Raw genomic sequence first — 19,583 nt, 5'->3', positions numbered from 1 at the left:
AATGCAGGGGCAGCGCTGATTCCTATAATTTTAAAGGGATATCGGGCATAAACAGGGAACTGTCAGTTGAACCACCGTTATATGAATGCAGTCCGTGCCGTATCGGGCACTTCCGTGATCGCCCTCTTGCTGGCGAACGCGATGCCGGCGATCGCGCAAGAAGCCGCTGGCGCTGAAGTAAGCGGCGACATCATCGTCACTGCCAACAAGCGCGAACAGACCTTGCTCGAAGTGCCCTCTTCCGTCCTTGTGATCGACGGCGAGGCCCTGCGCGAGCGCGGCGTGAAGACCTTCATCGACATGGCGCAGCAGACCCCGGGCGTCATTGTCTCGACATCGCTGGTCGGCGGCCCGACGGTTCAGAACTTCACCATTCGCGGCATCGGGTTCGATGACTTCCGCCCTAACGGCAATCCGTCCGCTGCCGTGCACTTCGATGGTATTTACCAGGGTTCAGGCGCGCTGATCGGCGGCCAGATGTTCGACGTCCAGCGCGTCGAAATCCTCAAAGGGCCGCAGGGCACGCTTTATGGCCGCAACACCACCGCCGGTGCAGTCAATGTGATTTCCAACAAGCCGAGCGACAAGACCGAAGGGTTCGCTACCCTCGACTATTCCAGCTTCAAGACCGTGCGCGGCGAAGCGGCCGTCAACGTGCCGCTGGCCGATACCGTGGCGCTGCGCGTCTCGGGCCTGTATGATCGCACCGATGGTTATCTGACCCTGCTCGGCGCCAACGGTGCCGGCGGCAACACCGCGCTGCCGGGCGTGATCCCCGGTAACACCGATCCCGGCCGTGACGACAAGACTGCTCATTCCGAATTTTATGGCGCCCGCGCGCTGCTGTCGGTCGGGATGGGCACCGGCACCGAGGTGTTGCTCAATCTGCACGGCTTCAAGGATCACGGCGGACAGGCGCAAGGCCAGCCGACCAATGGCAGCGCACCGCCCTACAGCTATTATGGCAACATCGACCCGTCGCGCAGCCGCAAGAACGCGGGCGGCTCGATCACGTTGCAGCAGGACATCGGTGACGACATCCTACTGACGGTTCTAGGTGGCTACGAGTGGATGAAGAGCCAGTTCTCCTGGGACGACGGGTCGACCGCGCGCACCTTCGACATCGATTATCGCGACAAGGTCCAGCAGGGCTCGATCGAAGCGCGACTGCAGAACCGCGAACAGGGCGACATCAACTGGACTGTCGGAGGCGCCTGGTTCAAGGACAAGATCCGCCTGTTCAGCACGCTCGACGGTTCGGACACGTTCCGCACCGTGTTTGAAGCCAATTATCTGCAGCAGCGCCAAAGCTTCGCCGGGTTTGCCGATGTGGACTTCAAGGTCGCCCCGCGCGTGCGTCTCGACCTGGGCGTTCGCGTCAGCCATGAGAAGAACCAGTTCAGCGGCTACACGCACGACCTCAATCCCTATGGCGTCTCGATCGGCTCGCTGGTCTTCGCGCTGCCCGCCGAATTCGACAACACGCTCAGCGAAACAAGCCCTTCGGGCCGCGCCACGGCCACGTATGAGCTGAGCGACAGCGCCCGGATCTACGCCTCGGTGGGCCGCGGCTTCCGGGCTGGCGGGTTCGATGGCAGCACGATCTGGTCGACGCCGGAGGCCGATGCCTTCAAGTCGGAACGAGTCTGGGCGTATGAAGGCGGCGTGAAGTTCATGCCCGCAAACGGCCCGGTGCAGTTCGAGGTCGCAGGCTTCTACTACGACTTCTCGAACATCCAGGCGAGCTCGTACCGCACTTATGACGGTGCCACCACGAGCGTGCGCACGAACGTGGGCAAGTCGCGCAACTATGGCGGTGAAGCCAACTTCACCGTGCGCCCAGTGCGCCCGATGACGATGACCTTCGGCGTTGCGCTGCTCGACACCAAGATCACCCAGATCGACGCGATCACCGCTGCCGAGCAGGCGCGCTTGGGCAACGACCTGCCGTTCGCACCGAAGATGACGCTGAATGGTTCGGTGCGCTACGAATTCGTCCTGAGCGATCGCATGACGCTGACGCCGCAGGTCGATGCCCGCTATGTCGACTCCTACTATGGCGATCTCGACAATACCGCGCCGGTCGGAGACTTCGCCCTGGTCAATGCCCGCATCGATCTAAAGATCGATGACCGCTGGATGGTCGCCGGCTTTGTGCGCAACATTGCCGATGTCGACTATACGACCGGTGGCTCCGCCACGCAGGCCTTCAGCGGGACGCCCCGCACGTGGGGCGTCTCTCTCGGGGCCCGCTTCTGATGGCGCTTACGCGGCGCACAATGCTTGCAGGTTCGGCGGCGGGCGGGTTTCTGCTCGCCGCCACCTCGGCGGCGGCGCGGACCGAAGGCGTGTTCGCTCACGGCGTTGCCAGCGGCGATCCGCATGCGGACAGCGTGCTGCTCTGGACACGGATCACCGACCCGGCGCGAAAGCCCGTGCATGGCACGTGGGAGATCGCGGAGGACGAGGTCTTCACCATAATCGCATCGCGCGGAACCTTCACGACCTCGGCGACGCGCGATCATACGGTGAAGGTCATCGCCGAAGGTCTGAAGCCCGGCCGGGACTACTTCTACCGTTTCAGCGCGTTGGACACGGTTTCCGCCACTGGCCGAACAAAGACGCTCCCGACAGGGCGGATCGAGAAACTCGACATCGTGCTTGCCTGCTGTGCGATGTACATGTTCGGCGAATTCCACGCCTACCGTGCGATCGCTGATCGTGAAGCGGTGGATGTCGTCCTGTTCGTCGGGGATTACATCTACGAATATGGCGCCAATTCGATGCCGGGGGTCATGGACCTGCGGCCGATCGAACCCTCGCACGACACGGTGACCCTTGCAGATTATCGCGCCCGGTACGCGCAATGGCGCCGTGATCCGGCCTTGCGGGAAGCCCATGCCCGTGCGCCGTGGATCTGCATGTGGGACGATCACGAGATTGCCAACGACGACTGGATGCACGGCGCCCAGCACCATGACCCTGCGGTCAACGGTGATTGGGAACAGCGCAAGTCGGCCGCCGTCCAAGCCTATCTCGAATGGATGCCGATCCGCGATCCGGCGCGCGCCGATCCTTATGGCATCACCCGCAGCTTCGCCTTCGGCGATCTTGCGACACTCGCCTTGCCGGAAACCCGCCTCATGGCGCGGCAGAAGCAGTTGTCCCTGGGCAGCGATCTCGACTGGCACCTGGTCGACCGTCGCGGTGCGGCCCCTCGCGTCATCACCGATCCGGTGGAGATGAAAGGACTGGACCCGAAGGCCCTTCCGCAGGGTGTGACCCGCGAGCCCGACATTGATGGCTTCCGCAAGAAGCTTGCCGATCCGGAACGCGAGATGATCGGTGCCGGGCAGCGGCAATGGCTGGCAGAGGAACTTGCCACGCACAAGGACGCAAAGCGCGCCTGGTTCCTGTTCGGGAGCGCCACGATCCTGTCGAGCTATGTCTATCCCGACCTCACCCGTTTCCCAGGAGGAAAGGCCGCGCTTGCGCCGATGTACAAGTCGACGCGCTACGGCCTACCCCTGCTCAACCTCGATTCATGGGACGGCTATGCCGGCGAGCGCGCTAAGGTCTACGACCTGTTCGACAGGAGCGGCGCCAACCTCCTCGTCCTTTCGGGCGACAGTCATATGGCCTGGATCAACGAGCCGCATCATGGCGGCAGGCGTATCGGCCTTGAACTCTCCGCATCGACGCTGACAGGCCCCTCCATCGGCGAACTGCTGCTGCCGCCCGGCCCGGTCGGTCGGGCCTTCGCCGATGACAACCGCGATGTTCGCTGGTGTGACACTAATGCCGTTGGCTTCGTGACGGTATCGCTCACTCACAATAGAGTGGATGCCGATTTCGTCCGCGTTCTCAACCCCCGGCAGGCTGCGGGCAAACTGGACGTCGTCCGGCGCGCCAGCGCTGAGATCGCGCAGGACGGCCCTAGCGCTTGGAACATCAGTTGACGATCTGATCTGATTGGCGCCGCAGCACCGGATTCATCCGGTTCACGGCGACCAGTCCGATCAGCCCGGCCGCGGAGGAGGGCAAGGCGTAGATCATACGCAGCAACGTATCGTCGCCCACCTGCACGCCTGCTTCGGGGACGAAGCCCTGCTCGCCAAGAGTCGCCAATGCGACCGCAACGCCGAAGGCACCCGCCAGCTTGTTGGCGACATTGAAGATGGCGTAATGCGTGGCGGCATAGCCATTCGCACCGCTGTCGCTTTCGGCCCCGCTTCCGGATCGCACCAGATCGGACACCATGGCGCGCAATATGAGGTAGTCGGCACCCCAGGCGAGACTGCGCGCCATAAGATACGCCACTAGCAGCAATGGCTGCCCGTCCGGCAGAAAGAGCGCAAGCGGAGCGACAATGGCGCGAATCCCCAGCGTAACCGCAAGCATACGGTGCCTGCCGAACCGTATCGCAAGGGCAGTCCAGACGGGAATCGCAAACAACCCCAGAACAGCGGGTACCAGCAGCAGGGTTCCCGTCCACGCCTGGATACCCAGGCCCCGTTCTATGAAGAACAGCATGGCCGCACCTTCGGCGGCATCGGCCGCGCCGAGCATCGCATAGAGCAGCAAAATAAACGCAAGATCGCGGCGAAGCAGCAGGCCGACCAATGATCGCCGTGCCGAGCGCCAAGGCTCCGCTGTTCGCGGCCCACCCGTTTCCGGCACTCTTGCGAGCACGGCAGTGATCGCAAGCGGAGCGATGACGATTACCAGAATGCCCATGGCGGCGATCTGCAACGGCAGGCCGCCTCCGACCGTCCACTCCACTGTTGCCGGAACGGCCAAAGTCAACGGCAGACCCAGCGCAAAGGCCCACATCTTGGCGCCCATGATCCGCGTGCATCGCTGGCATTGACCGCCAATTCGAGGCTCCAGCCGCCATGCGGCGTTACCAGCATAACGTGCCCGACATGAAGAAGCATCGCCGCGAACAGAATGTATCCGAACGAGGATTCTGGCCTGAGGAAGAACACTTGCATCGCGCCGGCCATCAGCAACGGTACACCAGCAGCCATCCAGGGCCTTCGGCGACCGAACGGACCGTGAAGATGATCGCTGGCAATGCCCAGGAGCGGCTCCAGAAAAGTGTCGAGCAGCCTGATCCAGAACATCAACCCTGCAGTCGCCGCAAGCGAAAGCCCTACGCTGGTGGTCAGGAAAGCGGGCATATACAGCCGCCAAGGTGTTTCAATCGCCTGATAGACCAGCATCGGTGATGAGAAGATTGCAAGATCGGCACCGCTTACCGGTCCATTTCTCACGCCGCGCATTGGCACCTCGTCTTCAAATCACGGTTAGCGCCTTGCAGTAATTTATGACATAGAGGTGACGCTTATGGGTGAGTTACAGTAGATTTTCCACGTCCATTTTAGATCGCTGACTAATGAAGTGCAAAACAGCACCTTGTGCTAATTCTACTAGCGTATGATATCTCAAAGCTAGATGGTTCGTCATTGAAGATGGGGCCTGTTCATGCGGGGTGCCATATCGATGTATGACGATTGAGCGGACTATCTGCACGTTATTCTACTTCGGCGCGTTTTACGTCATCTCGGTGGCGCAGTTCTCTTTCAATAGCGTGAACGCATAATTCGGCGGAGTTGTTTTGTAAAACCGTCAACGCAATAGGGCCATAGGCTTCTGCGACAATCCAGGCGTGCGTGAGCGGCATGGCACGCGTAAACTTCTGTCCCAGTGCGGGAGTGACGTTTGCGTCTGTACGCATCAACAGGAGATCGCCGATCCGCAACAAGCTCAAGTGGAGTGCGATAGGTGCGCTTGCTCGGTCTTTGAATTCGCATGGGGGTAGAATTGAGCCTGCCGAGTAGGCACAGCGTTGGACAGACAAGACTTCGCGCCGCCGCGACGATTCGGATGGCACTGGGCGAGGTCTGTAAATCTGCCGGGACGGCGAGTGCTTCCTCTGCCAGGATAGTGCTCATCGCATTCATCAGTGAGACTGCCCGCGCCCTCAAGTCGACACCAGCGCCCGCGTCTTCCGCGCGGTAGAGGAGGGGGCGGCGGCGCCCACCATGAATAGCGCGACCGCATCGTTGCCGAGCCGCGCTTCGATCATGCGCGTGGCACTCTGGCAAGCACCGCGACCTTGTCGACGATCTGGGCAAGGGTTCTGTCGCCGATGGTGGGGACGTCGGCGATGATCACGATTGCCTGGACGCTGCCGCTCTCGATCGCGACCGCGCGCACGTAGAGAGGGTGGCCACCGACTTGAACGGCGCCATCAGTTCATGCGCAGGCGGCGTGATGTCGATCCGGGCGGCGCCAACGCGAAGGCCTGGCGCCGCCGAGGCGGGGGGCGGCGCCCAGAGGTGACGCCAGAAAGCCGGCCACGAGCAGCAGCCCGCCCTGCAGTCGCATTACTTTCATGCCTGTTCTCTCTACGATGTTTTTCAGAACAGTCACTGCCGTGGGGCGATCGAGGTCGATTGCCAGGAGAGCACCAGCCAATGGCCCGGGCGCTTGACGTAGACGCCGGTGTAGCGAACCTCGATGCAGCGATCGCCGCCGACGTTTATGGAATGATATGAATGGCAATTCGGCCCATGCGCTGTTCAGGTAGCTGCTGCACCGTGTCCAATGACAACGAGGCAAGGGGAACCGCCTGCGTCCGCGCGGCACCTGTGTTCGATCAGGCGGCCGTGTCATGCACGGGCTGGTCGCCGGCCTGCGGCAGGCGTAGGCGGACGGCGAGCCCGCGCCGATGTTCCGACTGCGCCAGCGACATTTCGCCGCCGTAAAGTTCGGTCAGTTCCTTGGCGATCGCAAGGCCCAGGCCATAGCCCTTCTGCGTTTCGTCAAGGCGCCGTCCGGGCAGCATTGCCTGGGCAACGTCGTGTTCCGCGATGCCGGCGCCGTCGTCCTCGATGAGGAACTTCCACGAGCGGCCCTGACCAACGACGGCGCTCACCTGCACCATCGATTGGGTGTGCCGAAACGCGTTCTCGAGTAGATTGCCCAGGATTTCGCTGAAATCCTCCGCATCGACCGCAAGCTGGCAATCGCGCGGAATGCCGTTTTCGCAGCGCAGCGGCCGCCCCCCGTGCAGATTGCCGAGTACCGCGAACAAGTCTGTGACGATCTGCCAGGCATCGCACTTGAGTCGCCCTCCGCCGGCAACGGCGGCGCTGCGCGCGCGGCGCAGGTGGTGCGATACCCGGTTGTCGATGGATGCAACCAGTTCCCGAATCTCCGCGCTGCCTTCGGCATCGCGCATTGTCATGAGGGAAAGGGACGCCAGCGGCGTCTTCAGGCCGTGCGCCAGGTTGGCGAGATGCTGGCGGGCTTGGTGCAAGGTTGTCGAATTTTGGGAGATAAGAGCATTGATCTCGGCGGCAAGGGGCCGCAGTTCGCCCGGCTGGTTTTCTGGTAGCGCTGCCAACGATCCGGCGCGCACCCGGGCGATATCGCTCCGTAGCAGGCGAACTGGCCGGAGGCCTAGGCGGACCTGGAACAACGCGGTCGCAGCGAGGATCACGGCCAGCAGCACAAGTGCCACGCTGGTCGGGATGAGCGCATGCCGGATCGGCGATTTGATGAGCGAATCGGGAGCGATCACAGTAACGATCACCGGCCTGTCGTCGGGTCCGCTGCGTCTCTGACGCAGATGCACGCGATCCCCCTGCTTCGTCCAGCCGCGCCCGCTGTAGGCGCCGTGCCCGACCTGAAGCGTGCCGTTGGCATAGGCCATCCGCGTCGCTACTGGCCCGACATGCCAGTGACCGGCGACGGTGCGCACATCCCAGCCCCATCCGCTGCCGGGTGTGTCGTAGTCCGGCAGGAACAGGATGCGCGAGCGGTCAAGGCGGCCTCGGGCGTCGATCGCCCGCTCGATCCCGCTCAGTTGCGCGTCCATCTTGTCGTTGAGACTGCTGCTGATGACGATATCGAGCACACTCTTGTTAGCCTGCCAGGAAACCCCCAGCGCGACGATGCCGGCGATGCCGGCGATCGCGATCTGACGCGCATGGATCGAAAGCGGCAGCTTCACGACGCGCAGCCGACGAGGCGATAGCCATACCCGCGTATGGGCTCGATCACATGCGGACTGATCTTGCGGCGAAGGCGGCTCATGATCACTTCGAGCGAACCGGGCTCGGCATCTTCGGCGTAACCGTAGACGCTGCCGATAAGGTGATCCCGGCTCACCGCGATGCCCTTGCGAGTGATCAGGGCGGTCAACAGTCGCAGTTCGAAGGCTGTGAGTTTCAATTCTTGCCCGCCCAGCGTGACGCTGCCGATCGTGCTGTCGTAGACTAGGTTCCCGCAGACGACCCTGGCGCCCGCATTGGGACCCGCCCGGCGGATCAGGGCTCTCAAGCGCAGGACCGCTTCCTCGGGGTGGAACGGCTTGACGAGGTAGTCGTCGGCACCGGCCTTGAAGCCGGCGATCTTGTCCAGCCAGGTGGTGCGGGCGGTGAGGATCAGCACGGGCAGGTCGCGCCGGCTCTGCCGCCATGCTTCCAGTATGGCCATCCCGCCCAGCGACGGCAGGCCCAGATCGAGAACCGCCGCGGCGTAATCCTGCGTGAGTCCTAGATGCAGCGCGTCCTCTCCGTCTGGGACGACATCGACCGCGAACCCTTCGCTCATGAGGAAGCGAGAGAACTTTTCGGCAAGACGGGTGTCGTCTTCCACCAGCAGCAGGCGCACTTTCCTCTCCTCGGGCCGGCTAGTATCCGGCTGGCCGGTTTAGCCGGCAAGCTCACTTATCGGGTCGAACCTGTAACAGGGTCTATATCATCGGCGAAAAACTTATAGCCCACGCCGAATTAATGGCGATCTCGTTCGTCTTCGGTTTAGGTTGCCCATCTAGGCCTGCTCCAGTCGATCGGCGAAGCGCCGTGACGATCAAGAAAGCGCTCAAAACCGGCTCGAGCCGGTAAGCGATTTGGAGGGGAAACGGGCCATGAGATTCATCGAACACGCCTTATGCGGCGGCAGCATCCTGGCATTTGCGATCTCGGCGCCGGCATCGGCCCAGGAGCAGGCCGAGCCCCAGGAAATCATCGTCACCGCCATGAAGCGCGAATCGACAGTGCTGAAGACGCCGGCGGCGCTTTCGGTGCTGGCTGGCGATGCGCTCAAGGATCAGGGCGTGAACAGCGCGGCCGATCTCCAGAACGTGGTCCCCAACGTGAACATCTCGACCGGCCGCGACGGGTTGCAGGTGGCCATCCGCGGCGTGTCCTCCACCGACACCTCCAGCAAGGGCTCGCAAGACATCGCCTACAATATCGATGGCGCGTATGTCGGGCGCGGCTTTGCCCGTTCGGGTGCGTTCTTCGATATCGGCCGCGTCGAGGTACTGCGCGGGCCGCAGGGTACGCTCTACGGCCGCAGTTCGACCGGCGGCGCGGTGAACGTCGTGACCAACGCGCCCAAGCTCGACGCGATCGAAGGCTATGCCCGGCTCGAATACGGTAATTTCGATGCAAAGCGCGGCGAGGCGGCATTCAACCTGCCGCTCAGCGACATCGCCGCCCTGCGCGTCTCGGGTACTTTCAATGACCGCGACGGCTACTCAAAGCCGATGGACACCACGATCGTCGATGGCGGGCAGACATACAGCTTCGACAAGTCGCAGGCGCGTGCACGCAACGACCAGAAGGACGCCGCAGGCCGCGTCTCGCTGCTGATCGCCCCAGGCGATGCCTTCGAGGCGCGCCTCACCGCGACGGTCGGGCATCAGGGCGGTGCCGGAAGTACATATGCGCTGGAAAGCCAACTCCAGGCCCATAACGACACCGGCACGGCGGCGCTGCGCACCTTGACCAATCCCGTTCCGGCCTATCTCGACGCCGATTTCCAGATTTACGACGCCAGCATCAAGGCGCGGGCCGGTGGTATCCAGTTCGACCTGCTGGGATCGTACCAGAACTTCCGCTTTCGGCAACAGGGCACGCAGACCAACGATGTCGCGGCCAATGCGAATTCCAAGGTCGAGCCGACGTTCTCTCCGACCGCCTTCGGCCCGGCTTTCCAGTTCTATCTCCAGCGCAGCCGCTCGGTTACCAAGCAGATCGAACTGCGAGCGTCGAACGAGAACCCCGGGTTCATCGACTATGTCGTCGGCGCCAACCTGTACGAGGAAAAGAACGACGAAAGTGGGCTGACCTGGAACGCGCAGATAGATGCGCCGCTCGATCAGTCGCAGTATTACTATTACGCCGGTCCGGTAAACACGACGACGCAGAAATCTTACGGTGTGTTCGGTCAGGCGACCGTCAACGTATCAGACCGTCTGGGCGTCGTGGGCGGGCTGCGCTACACCGGAAACAAGCTGGTGCGGGTGGGCACTTTTACGCTGCCGTTCAACTTCGGCGCCGGATTCCCGCCGCCGCCCTATCCTGACGACGCGGGCAACGCGATCTGCACCTACCCCAACGATTGCGTGGGCGGCCTCAACAATGGCCGAGAAAAGGACCACAAGCTCACCTGGCGACTGGGCGTCAACTTTCAGGCTACCCCTACCGATCTCGTCTACGCCTCCGTCTCGACCGGCTTCAAGCCGGGGGGCTTCAACGACTATGATCCCACGGTCGGCGGTATCGGCAACTACAAGCCGGCTTACCTGACCGCCTACGAAATCGGTTACAAGGGGCGTCCGCTGTCCGGACTGACGCTGTCGTCCTCGGCGTTCTACTACGACTACTCGGATTACCAGGTGAACAGCATCGCGCTGTTCCCCAACGGGCAGCAGGCGTTGTTCACCGATGTAGTGCCGGTGCAGATCTACGGACTGGAGAACGAGGCCAGCTATGCGCTCGGTCCGCAGACGACGCTCTCAACTTCCTTCTCACTGCTTCACAGCGAGTACAAGAACTTCGTGACCGGCGTGAACCGGTTCGTCGGCAACGGCATCGATTTCTCGGGAGCAGCGGTCGACCTCGCACCCAAGGTCTTCGTGACTGCGGCATTCGATCATGCCTTCGACGTGGGAAGCGATGCGCGGATCAAGCTTCACGGCGGCATAAAGTACAGCGGCGCGTACTATCTCAGCGATTTTGGCGATGGGGTGCGTTACAGGCAGAAGGGCTATACCCGCAGCGACGCCAACATCACGTACGAGGTCGATGGCGGTCGCTACTCGCTGCAGGCCTTCGTCGAGAACATCGAGAACAAGGTGCAGCGTACCAGCTTCGTCACCGGCTCGTACTTCGGGGGAAGCTACGGGGGCGTCGGCAACAATGCACCGGGAGCACTGCCGGATAACTACCTGGCCTTCTACACCACGGCCCCGCGCATGTACGGCGTGCGGCTCGCGTACAAGTTCTGATGCTTCCCATGGTTCTGCTCGCGCTCCTCCCGGCGGGCGGAGCCGCCCTTTTTCCTGAGTGAACAGGATGAGCATGCTTAAACTCAAGTCGATCCATCGGTTTGTCACGGTCTTCTTCCTGGTGTTGCTGCTGTTCCTGGGTGTCACTGGCACCCTGATCCAGGGGCTGGACATCTTCAAACTGCAGACCGGGGCACCCGCCAGCGACCTCGATGTGCAGGCGATCCGCGAGAGCTTCGACGGTCCTGCCGACTTTCAGGTGCGCCAGACGCGCGACTATCTGGCGCGGGCGCTCCCGGCGAACTTTGATTATGCCGCAAACCTGCGAAAAGGTCTGGCCGCCGTGCGCCGGACAGTCGGCAACGTTCCGCTGGTCTACGCCGAATTCCGCATGATCGGCGACCGGCCCGTAGTCCGCTTTGGGGAAGGGCGCGGCCATGTTACGATGGACCTCGCCGATGGTCGGATGATCGATCGTACCACTGCGGACAGGATCGACCAGGCTCCAGAGGGCGCACCGCGCAATTTCATCAAGCACCTGCATCGGATGACCTCGTTCGGCGACTGGGCGCTGGTTTTCAACCTGCTGGCGCCGGCTGCGCTGGGCACGCTGATCGTCACCGGCCTGCTGATCTATTTCCGGTTGCTGGGCGCGCGTCGGCGCATGGCGAAGGGCAGCCTGTTCTGGAAAGGCGGCGACAAGTGGCGGCAGGTCCACCGCTGGCATTCGATCGTGATGGCCCTGCCGCTGATGGTGGTGACGTTCAGCGGCATGTGGCTGGCGATCGAAAGTGCCGGGCTGGCGATGGTCATCGGAAAGCTCGGCCCGCAGATGGGGGATCCGCTTCGCCCCGGCGCGCTGACGCCGCTCGACGATGCGCGCCTGCCCGGGATGCTCGTCGTCACCCTCGCCGCAGCCGAGCGGGAAACCGAAGGGCACCCGGTCAAGGTCGTGCGGCTGCGCGACTATGCCGGATATCACCAGGGAGTGGTGGTGACCGGCGGCCCGGATTCGCGCCAGCTGGTGTTCAATGCGCAGACCGGAGCGACGATGGCGCTGACCGAGCCGGGCTATCCGCCGGTACCGTTCCCCTTCGGTTGGCAGGCCCACGAAACCGCCAAGCTGATCCACCGCGGCGATATCCTTGGCATGACCGGCCGCTGGCTGGATCTGCTGGCCGGCGCGGCGCTCGTCTATTTCTCCATCTCGGGCGCGGTGATGTACCTCGACCTGTGGCGCCGCCGCGCGAGGGGTGGGCGCCGGGCCCTGTTCTGGAAGTGAGGCCGATGATACGCATGATCTCCTTTCGCGCGTTGCCGGCCTGGCTGCTCTTGGTGAGCGCCGGCCTCGCCTCCCCGGCCATCGCCAGGCCCGCTTCCGCGGTGGCGAAGATGCATGACGAGGCATCGCTGATCGCCGCCGAGGACGCGCGCTTCGCAGCCCAGGTCCACCGCGACTTCGCGGCGATCGAGGCGGGGCTGGGGGATGAGCTGGTCTATTCGCATGCCACGGGACGCAGGCAGACGCGCGCGGAATACCTCGGAGCGTTGCGGTCCGGCGGGGCCGATTATCGCCGCATCGATCCTTCCCAGCGCAGTTCGCGCGTCTACGGCGATATCGGCGTCACGCGTGCCGTGCTGGCGATGCAGGTTGGAGAGCGGACTATGCTCAGCAGTGTGCTGGGCGTCTATGTCTGGCGCGATGCGCGCTGGCAGCTCGTCTCCTGGCAAACCACACCGCTTCCCGGCGCCTGAGCTCGCGCTGACACGACAAGGACACGAAACTTGCCCACTCGATATTCCCGCCCCGCGGCTTTGCTGCCCGCATGGTCCCGGCGCACGCTGCTTGGCACTCTGGCGCTTGGCGGACTTGCCGCCTGTGCAGGCGGCCGCTCGCTGGCAACGCCAGGTCCGGGCCGGCAGGCGCTCGTCTATTTCGGCATGCACGGCAGCCAGATCCATGCGGCACGCTTCAATTCCGCCACCGGCGCCCTGACGATGATCGGCGCGGTGGCGGAACAGTCCGCACCTACCTGGGGCATTCGCCATCCCGCGGCGGATCTCGTCTATTACGTCCGTGAGGACGGCAACGACGGTAGCCGAAGCGGCGCCGTTGCCGCCTATCGCATCGACCGTGCGACCGGCGGCCTTGGCCTAGTAGGGGAGACGATCGCGCAGGGCGGGGGCACCACGCATCTTCACCTCGACGTGCCTTCGATGACCCTCATCGCTGCTAACTTCGGCGGCAGCACCGTCTGCACCATCCCCGTTTTGACGAACGGGGCGCTCGGGGAGGTGTCCTCCGTCCTCGTCGAACACGGGTCCGGGCCGATGAAGCGACAGAGCTATTCGCATCCGCACGGCGTCGTCGTTGATCCCACTGGCAACTTCGTGCTCGTGCCAGACCTCGGCGCCGACCGGATTTTCGTTCATCGCTTCGACCGGGCGGGGCGGGCCTTGCGCTATGATCGCCCCGACGAGGAACTCGATTACATCGCAGCGCCGGGAAGTGGCCCGCGCCATGTACTGTTTCACCCGAACGGCAGGATTATGTTCGCGCTCACCGAACTGACCGGCGAACTCCTGACGTTCCAGTGGGACGGGGCGACCGGCGCCTTGCGGCTGACCGACGCACGCTCGACCTCGTCGTCCGGCTTCGCGGGAGAAAGGAGCGCATCCGAGCTTGCGATCAGTGCCGACGGAACCATTCTCTACCTCACCGACCGGGGCGAGAACACGATCGTCGTTCACGCCATCGACCCGGAGACCGGCAAGCTGACCTTCCTTCAGCGGATCGCCTGCGGCGGCGAATTTCCCTGGCACTTCGCCATCGCCCCATCAGGTTCTTGGATGCTGGTCGCCAACGAGCGGTCCAACCGCATCGAGGTCTTCAGCATCGATGCCGCCACCGGCCATGTCGCTCCCACCCGCAACGGTCTGGACATGCCCCGGCCCGTTCATATCCTCTTCGCTGGAGAGATCGCATGACGAAGACATCAGGTATGACACGCCTATGCGCGATCGCCCTGTCGCTGGCCGGCGCGGTGATGGCAGCCGCGGCGTCCGCCCCGGCGCAGGCCGCTTCGGCTTCGGACTGTGCCGGTGTTCTTCAAACGTTGAGCGCGCGGGCGGAAGGTGCGCAGGCGAAGCTGGTCGGGGCATCGGAGCTTCAGCTCAAGGGAACGGACTGGGAGCGCGCGCCCGGGATGAACATTGCCGGGCTTGCGACCCAGGCTCCCAACCCGTCCTTCTGCCGGGTCTCCTTCGTGCTCAAGCCGACCCCGGCATCGGCGATCCGCACAGAGGTCTGGCTGCCGGCGAACGGCTGGAACGGCAAGTTCCTGGGCCTCGGCAACTTCGGTTGGGGCGGCTCCATCCCGTTCGGGACGATGATGACTGGTCTCGCGCAAGGCTATGCGGTTGCTGCGAACGATACCGGTCACGACGAAACCACCGGGCATGGGGGACGTTTCGCGCTGGGACAGCCGGAAAAGCTCGAAGACTACGCGGGGCGCGCCAATCATCTGATGACTGTGCAGGCAAAGCGGCTCGTCGCGCGCTATTTCGGCCGGGCAGCAAGCCGATCATACTTCATCGGGTGTTCGCTTGGCGGCCTGCAGGCGCTCATCGAAGCGCAGCGCTATCCCGAAGACTACGACGGCATAGTCGCCGGGGCGCCGCCGAACCCGCTGGCCGCCTTCAACGCCGCACAGATCTGGCCGCAATGGCTTCTCGCCCAGGATCCCGGGAGGTTCATTCCGAAGGAAAGCTATGCCTCGATCACGGCTGCAGCGATCGCCGCATGCGCCGGGCCAGTCGGCAAGGCGCAGGGCTTCATCGACAATCCCGCGACCTGCGGCTTCCGGCCAAGCCAGCTTCTCTGCAGGGACGGTGCCATCGCCGGGTGCCTCAACCCCGGACAGGTCGAGTTCCTCGACCTGATGTACCGCGGACCGGTCGATCCCAAGAGCGGGCACCTGATCTTCGCGGGCCCCGCACTCGGCTCCGAGGGGCAACTCGGTATGTTCGCCAGCGGCAAGGAATTTACCAACGCCGCCGATTTCTTCCGTTACGCTGCATTCCAGTCCGCCCAGTGGTCGCCGCTCACGATGGATTGGTCCAAAGACATCATCGCAGCCGAAGTTAGCACCAAGGGAAAGTTCGCCGTGGCGCCCGATCTCGGTGCCTTCTTGCGGCGGGGTGGCAAGTTGCTCCTTTACGTCGGCTGGAACGATTACCACCACCCCGGTGACCTGATGGGTTGGCACGACGCCGTGATGGCTAGGGGCACAGCCGGTGGCATCGATGCCCGTAGCGGCCTGCGCCTGTTCGTTCTGCCAGGCATGGATCACTGCCAGGGAGGGCCCGGCTGCGACACGTTCGACAAGCTGGGTATCATGGATGCCTGGTCGAGCGGACGGAAGGCACCGGAATCCTTTGTCGCCAGCAAGTTCGAAAACGGCAAACTGGTCAGGCAGCGGCTGACCTGCGCCTATCCGCTGGTCGCCAGGTATCGCGGGACCGGCTCCATGGACAAGGCATCGAGCTTTTCGTGTGAACAGGCAGGCGAAGCGAAATAAGCCGCCGCGGCGGAATGCGATAAGGGATGAGCCGCGCCAGGCCGTGTACCGACAGGTTCCGGTGTCGGGGTGATTGTATCCGGTCGCCAAGGGGGGGTGTCGCCACGTGCAAAGCGCCTACGCTGGGCCGTGGAAGCGCGGAAAACCAAGACCTGGCTGGCCTTCGGCATCGCGGGTCTCACCTTGGCCGGCTGCCAGACGTTGCCTGACGTAGACTCGGACCGGACTCTGGCGTTCGGATACGATCCCGCAAGCGGGGTGCTGACGGCCGAGGGGCATGCGGCGTCGAGTGGTGGCGGGCCGACGCATCTGGCGCTCGGCGCTGCGGGCGGTCCGCTGGCACCGGGCTGGGCAGCGGCACACGAAGGTTCCGGACCGCATCAGCGGGAGAAGGGGCCGCACGCGCACGGCGTGACCGTCGATTCCTCGGGGCGCTGGGCTGATCCACCCTACCCGGACTGACTGAGACTGTACTGTTATCCCTTCCGGAGGTGCGGACTTTTTCACTGAGCTAGCGCGCGGGGATAAATTGCACAATGTGACTTGGGTGGGAAATGGCTAACCGAGCTACGCCGCACGACGTCTGCTTAGCGCCCATGCACGAACCCCCTTCGCGGGAGGGGCGCGGGGGCGGCCTAGCGTGTTAAATGTAGCCCTTTAGTGGGGAGAGGTTGGCAGTTCCTTCAACGAAGAGGCACTTGCCATGAATGTCTCGATCAACACGGCTCCGATCAGCCCGTTGCGCCAACGGATGCAGCACGGCATGATGATGCGGGGGCTCGGGCCTCGCACCCAGAAGGATTACTTGCGCCATGTGAAGTGCCTGGCAGCTTCATCGGTCGCCATCAGGGCACGGCAACGGAAGAAGATCTTCGCCGCTTCTAGATTATGTAGCACGGTCGGGCCAACGACCATCAACTCCGCGGTGTCCGTGCTGCGATTTCTGTTCAACGACACGCTCAGGCGCTACGATCTGGCGCGGGCTTTGGTTGTCTCCCGCATCGTGTCCCCGCTGCCGGAAGTGCTGAGTATCGAGGAGACCGCGCGGTTACTTCAGGCGGCGCCGGGGATAAAGTACAAGGCGGCGTTGGGCGCGGCCTATGGCGCGGGCCTGCGCGTGTCGGAGGTCGCCCACATCAATGTCGATGACATCGACAGCACGCGCATGCTGATCCGCGTCAAACAGAGCAAGGGTGGCAAGGATCGCAACGGTATGCTCTCACCGGAGTTGCTCGAACTGCTGCGGATATGGTGGCGCAAGGGCAGGAAGCGCTGGGTGCTGATCGCGGACGGCTGGCTGTTCCCGGGCCAGAACATCCCCGATCCGATCTCGACCCGGCAGTCGCACCGCGCGTTCCAGGAGGCGGCCGAGGTGGCCGGTATCCGCAAGAGCTTCAGCCCGCACACCCTGCGCCATTCCTTCGCCACGCATCTGCTGGAGTAGGATGTCGATATCCAAGTAATCCAGGTCTTGTTGGGGCACAGCAAGCTGGCGACCACCGCGCTTTACACTAAGGTGTGCACCCGCACGATCTACGCCGTGTCGAGCCTGCTCGACCAGTCGATGGCGCTGATGGAAGGCAAGGCCCAGCGCCGGATTAGCCGGTGTGTCCCAATCTCGAACTCGCGGACATCTTCCGCTCGGCCGGGCCGACCTATCGGGCAGCCCATGCCGGGCCCTGAGCCTCGCCCAGTTCAAGGTGATGTCCGCAATCGAGACCTGCCGCACGGCTCCCCCGGGGCAGTCACGTTGAGGCCTGCCGGGATTGCGGGCTCTGGCGGATCGCCTACAACAGTTGCCGCAACCGGCACTGCCCTAATGCCGGGGCCCCGCCGCGTACCTGGCTGGCCGAACGGAAGGCCGGCCTGTTACTTCCACGACGTCTTCACGCTGCCGGCCGAGGTCAGCCGACATCGCCTGGCAGAACAAGGCGCTGCTCTACGGTCTGCTGTTCAAGGCGGCGCCGGAGACGATGCTGACTCTCACCGCCAATCTCCGGCATCTGGGCGCCCGAGCATCACCGCCTTGCTCCACACCAAGTGGACGCCCCCCAAAAGCATCGGATGTGCCAGAATGAGTTGTCGACGCTCAAACGAGGGAGCTGTCCATAAAGCATCTTGAATAGCCCCTAGTTTTCTAGACGCCCTCTCCGTTCAAAATCTACTGGCGTTCGAACTAGGCGGGCGACAGCATCCCGTTCCTGACGTGCTTGCGTACCGGGTTGTCGAACATCTCTATATAATCGAACACGTCCTGCCGGGGTTCCTCGCGTGTTTTGTAGGTGCGGCGCGGGATGCGCTCACGCTTATAGCCGATCTACCCCTTGATCCCCGCCAGCCGGGGCAACCGGGCAACACGGCGCGGGCAGCAGGTCTCGCCCTGATCCAGTAGGTCGCCGTGCAAATTGTGGCAGCCATAGACCTTGCCGCTGTCGTTCCAGGCTTGCCGGATCAACTTGGTCTTCCAACATCTTCCCGGGCTCGCTGGCTCAGGGGTTCTTCTGCCAGACATAGAAACAGCTGTCTTTGGCTCCGGCGGCAGTTCCTGGAGCGCGAAGCCGAAAGCCTTGGCGCGGCGCTGGAGATTACCAATTATCCTGCTGCGATACCGCTCCTCATATTGAGCCGCACCGGGGTCACTATACGCCATACCATGCCCCAAAGCGTTCTAGAACAGCACGGCGAGCTTGCGCACGGTGGCCATCACAGCCTTGGCTTTTCGACAGCCGGCGGTAAGACGCACCGAGCACCGTATCAGTCCGACCTATCGTGGTTGGTGCAAGGTGCAGCAGTGGCGCCGCCCGGTTCGAAGATCGGCGCGTTTTCGATGACAGCAGTTTGCCACCCGATATCTTGTTGTCTGGCGCCAGGCCAAGCCATGATGTGAAGTGCTTCGAGCTTGGCCACGCCGCAAGATCGGTGCCGCATTCCTCGACCAGCTTGAGGGCCAGCGATGGTCGAATGCCGTGGACCTGGGTCAGGTCTACTCCCAGCACGCGATAGAGCGCCGAGCGAACTTCAAAATGCGGCGCGTTCACTTGTTTGGTCTGGTCCGAACCTTGGGCAAACGCGCAATGTCGTCCCCATCATCACCTTCGAGGTTCCGGAGCGCAATCTCCAGCTTTCGGTCGCACTCCACGATCTTTACCTTAGTAGAAGTCAAACAGCACAAGCGATTGGCACAGCGCGAAGATGTGTTCTTCGCGCCAGTTGCCGGTCAAGGCTGAACAGATTATCTTGGCGCCGGCCTTGCCCGGGGATTACTTATTACAACATATTGAGGCCGCACTCGGGTTTGCCCGGACAAACCCCAGCAGAGGTCTATGGATGGGCCGCGCAATCAGATGATGGGGGCATGAACGATAAACGGATTAGCGTAACTCAGCCGCGAGACTGTGGAACAGCGGGACGAACTCAGAACATCAACGGTCCCCAAAAGGTAAGCGTCCGCTGAAGACCGTCCTACGGCGCAACGCTGCGCCGGGAATCCAGGCTGTGAAGCTGGCCCGAAACTGAAGCCTATTGCTTCCGTTTCTCTTCGATCTACCCATTGCAGAATGACCTCCACAACGACGCCAACTCTGGCTGTTTTCCCTCGCCGTTGGCTATGGCCGTTCGCATTTCTCACGGCGGGGCTGATGGTAACAGCGCCTTTTGCCCTGATTTTTGCAGGAATCGTGTACTTTGCGGTG

At 63.1% G+C, this 19,583-nt stretch carries 13 protein-coding genes and 4 pseudogenes; 10 read left to right on the top strand and 7 right to left on the bottom strand.

What is annotated here, in order from left to right; genetic code table 11:
- Positions 1–114 precede the first annotated feature (114 nt).
- Positions 115–2,259 (top strand): TonB-dependent receptor, encoded by a 2,145-nt coding sequence (locus V2S85_RS23075; protein ID WP_330705147.1) that lies wholly within the window; start codon positions 115–117, stop codon positions 2,257–2,259.
- A complete protein-coding gene (locus V2S85_RS23070) occupies positions 2,259–3,959 on the top strand; it encodes an alkaline phosphatase D family protein (protein WP_330705146.1) in 1,701 nt (566 codons plus the stop codon). Before V2S85_RS23075 ends, V2S85_RS23070 begins: the two co-directional genes overlap by 1 nt.
- On the opposite strand, the pseudogene V2S85_RS23065 reads toward V2S85_RS23070, so the two are convergent.
- The 4 genes and pseudogenes from V2S85_RS23065 to V2S85_RS23050 form a co-directional block, all read right to left on the bottom strand.
- Positions 3,952–5,183, bottom strand: a pseudogene (locus V2S85_RS23065) (MFS transporter). The gene V2S85_RS23070 and the pseudogene V2S85_RS23065 overlap by 8 nt on opposite strands.
- Positions 5,184–6,087: 904 nt before the next feature.
- On the bottom strand, positions 6,088–6,222 hold the full coding sequence (locus tag V2S85_RS23060) for a hypothetical protein (protein WP_330705145.1): 135 nt from the start codon (positions 6,220–6,222) through the stop codon (positions 6,088–6,090).
- Between the two features lie 442 nt (positions 6,223–6,664).
- Positions 6,665–8,023 (bottom strand): HAMP domain-containing sensor histidine kinase, encoded by a 1,359-nt coding sequence (locus V2S85_RS23055; RefSeq protein ID WP_330705144.1) that lies wholly within the window; start codon positions 8,021–8,023, stop codon positions 6,665–6,667.
- On the bottom strand, positions 8,020–8,685 hold the full coding sequence (locus tag V2S85_RS23050; RefSeq protein ID WP_330705143.1) for a response regulator transcription factor: 666 nt from the start codon (positions 8,683–8,685) through the stop codon (positions 8,020–8,022). Before V2S85_RS23050 ends, V2S85_RS23055 begins: the two co-directional genes overlap by 4 nt.
- A gap of 256 nt (positions 8,686–8,941) precedes the next feature.
- Between V2S85_RS23050 and V2S85_RS23045 the strand changes: the two genes are divergently transcribed.
- The 8 genes and pseudogenes from V2S85_RS23045 to V2S85_RS23010 form a co-directional block, all read left to right on the top strand.
- Positions 8,942–11,311, top strand: coding sequence for a TonB-dependent receptor (locus tag V2S85_RS23045; protein WP_330705142.1), 2,370 nt, complete (start codon positions 8,942–8,944; stop codon positions 11,309–11,311).
- A 67-nt stretch (positions 11,312–11,378) separates the two neighbouring features.
- Positions 11,379–12,593, top strand: a complete 1,215-nt coding sequence (locus tag V2S85_RS23040; protein ID WP_330705141.1) for a PepSY-associated TM helix domain-containing protein — start codon at positions 11,379–11,381, stop codon at positions 12,591–12,593.
- 5 nt (positions 12,594–12,598) lie between these two features.
- A complete protein-coding gene (locus tag V2S85_RS23035; protein ID WP_330705140.1) occupies positions 12,599–13,066 on the top strand; it encodes a nuclear transport factor 2 family protein in 468 nt (155 codons plus the stop codon).
- 30 nt (positions 13,067–13,096) lie between these two features.
- Entirely contained in the window at positions 13,097–14,299 is a 1,203-nt protein-coding gene (locus tag V2S85_RS23030) for a lactonase family protein (RefSeq protein WP_330705139.1), read from the top strand.
- Positions 14,296–15,891, top strand: coding sequence for a tannase/feruloyl esterase family alpha/beta hydrolase (locus V2S85_RS23025; protein WP_330705138.1), 1,596 nt, complete (start codon positions 14,296–14,298; stop codon positions 15,889–15,891). Before V2S85_RS23030 ends, V2S85_RS23025 begins: the two co-directional genes overlap by 4 nt.
- A 201-nt stretch (positions 15,892–16,092) precedes the next feature.
- The gene (locus V2S85_RS23020; RefSeq protein WP_330705137.1) at positions 16,093–16,353 is read left to right on the top strand and encodes a hypothetical protein; all 261 of its coding nucleotides are present in this window, start codon (positions 16,093–16,095) and stop codon (positions 16,351–16,353) included.
- Positions 16,354–16,594: 241 nt separating this feature from the next.
- Positions 16,595–17,476, top strand: a pseudogene (locus tag V2S85_RS23015) (tyrosine-type recombinase/integrase); the annotation flags it as partial.
- 20 nt (positions 17,477–17,496) lie between these two features.
- Positions 17,497–17,906 (top strand): annotated as a pseudogene (locus tag V2S85_RS23010) (transposase zinc-binding domain-containing protein); the annotation flags it as partial.
- Between the two features lie 161 nt (positions 17,907–18,067).
- Here V2S85_RS23010 and V2S85_RS27295 read toward each other — a convergent pair.
- From V2S85_RS27295 to V2S85_RS23000, 3 genes and pseudogenes are all read right to left on the bottom strand, one after another.
- A pseudogene (locus V2S85_RS27295) lies at positions 18,068–18,199 on the bottom strand (IS3 family transposase); the annotation flags it as partial.
- 9 nt (positions 18,200–18,208) lie between these two features.
- Complete coding sequence (locus V2S85_RS27290) at positions 18,209–18,403, bottom strand: IS3 family transposase (RefSeq protein WP_419198229.1); 195 nt, start codon at positions 18,401–18,403, stop codon at positions 18,209–18,211.
- Positions 18,404–18,530: 127 nt separating this feature from the next.
- Positions 18,531–18,929, bottom strand: coding sequence for a transposase (locus V2S85_RS23000; protein WP_330705136.1), 399 nt, complete (start codon positions 18,927–18,929; stop codon positions 18,531–18,533).
- Positions 18,930–19,583: the final 654 nt, after the last annotated feature.

Source organism: Novosphingobium resinovorum, from assembly GCF_036352595.1.
GTDB classification, from domain to species: domain Bacteria; phylum Pseudomonadota; class Alphaproteobacteria; order Sphingomonadales; family Sphingomonadaceae; genus Novosphingobium; species Novosphingobium resinovorum_B.
This window is presented reverse-complemented; position numbering and strand designations above follow the sequence as displayed.

Excerpts from the sequence above, each read along its gene's own strand:
- V2S85_RS23070 (WP_330705146.1), top strand. The coding sequence starts at position 2,259 with ATGGCGCTTACGCGGCGCACAATGCTTGCAGGTTCGGCGGCGGGCGGG.
- V2S85_RS23045 (WP_330705142.1), top strand. The coding sequence starts at position 8,942 with ATGAGATTCATCGAACACGCCTTATGCGGCGGCAGCATCCTGGCATTT.
- V2S85_RS23040 (WP_330705141.1), top strand. The coding sequence starts at position 11,379 with ATGAGCATGCTTAAACTCAAGTCGATCCATCGGTTTGTCACGGTCTTC.
- V2S85_RS23035 (WP_330705140.1), top strand. The coding sequence starts at position 12,599 with ATGATACGCATGATCTCCTTTCGCGCGTTGCCGGCCTGGCTGCTCTTG.
- V2S85_RS23025 (WP_330705138.1), top strand. The coding sequence starts at position 14,296 with ATGACGAAGACATCAGGTATGACACGCCTATGCGCGATCGCCCTGTCG.
- V2S85_RS27290 (WP_419198229.1), bottom strand. The coding sequence starts at position 18,403 with ATGTCTGGCAGAAGAACCCCTGAGCCAGCGAGCCCGGGAAGATGTTGG.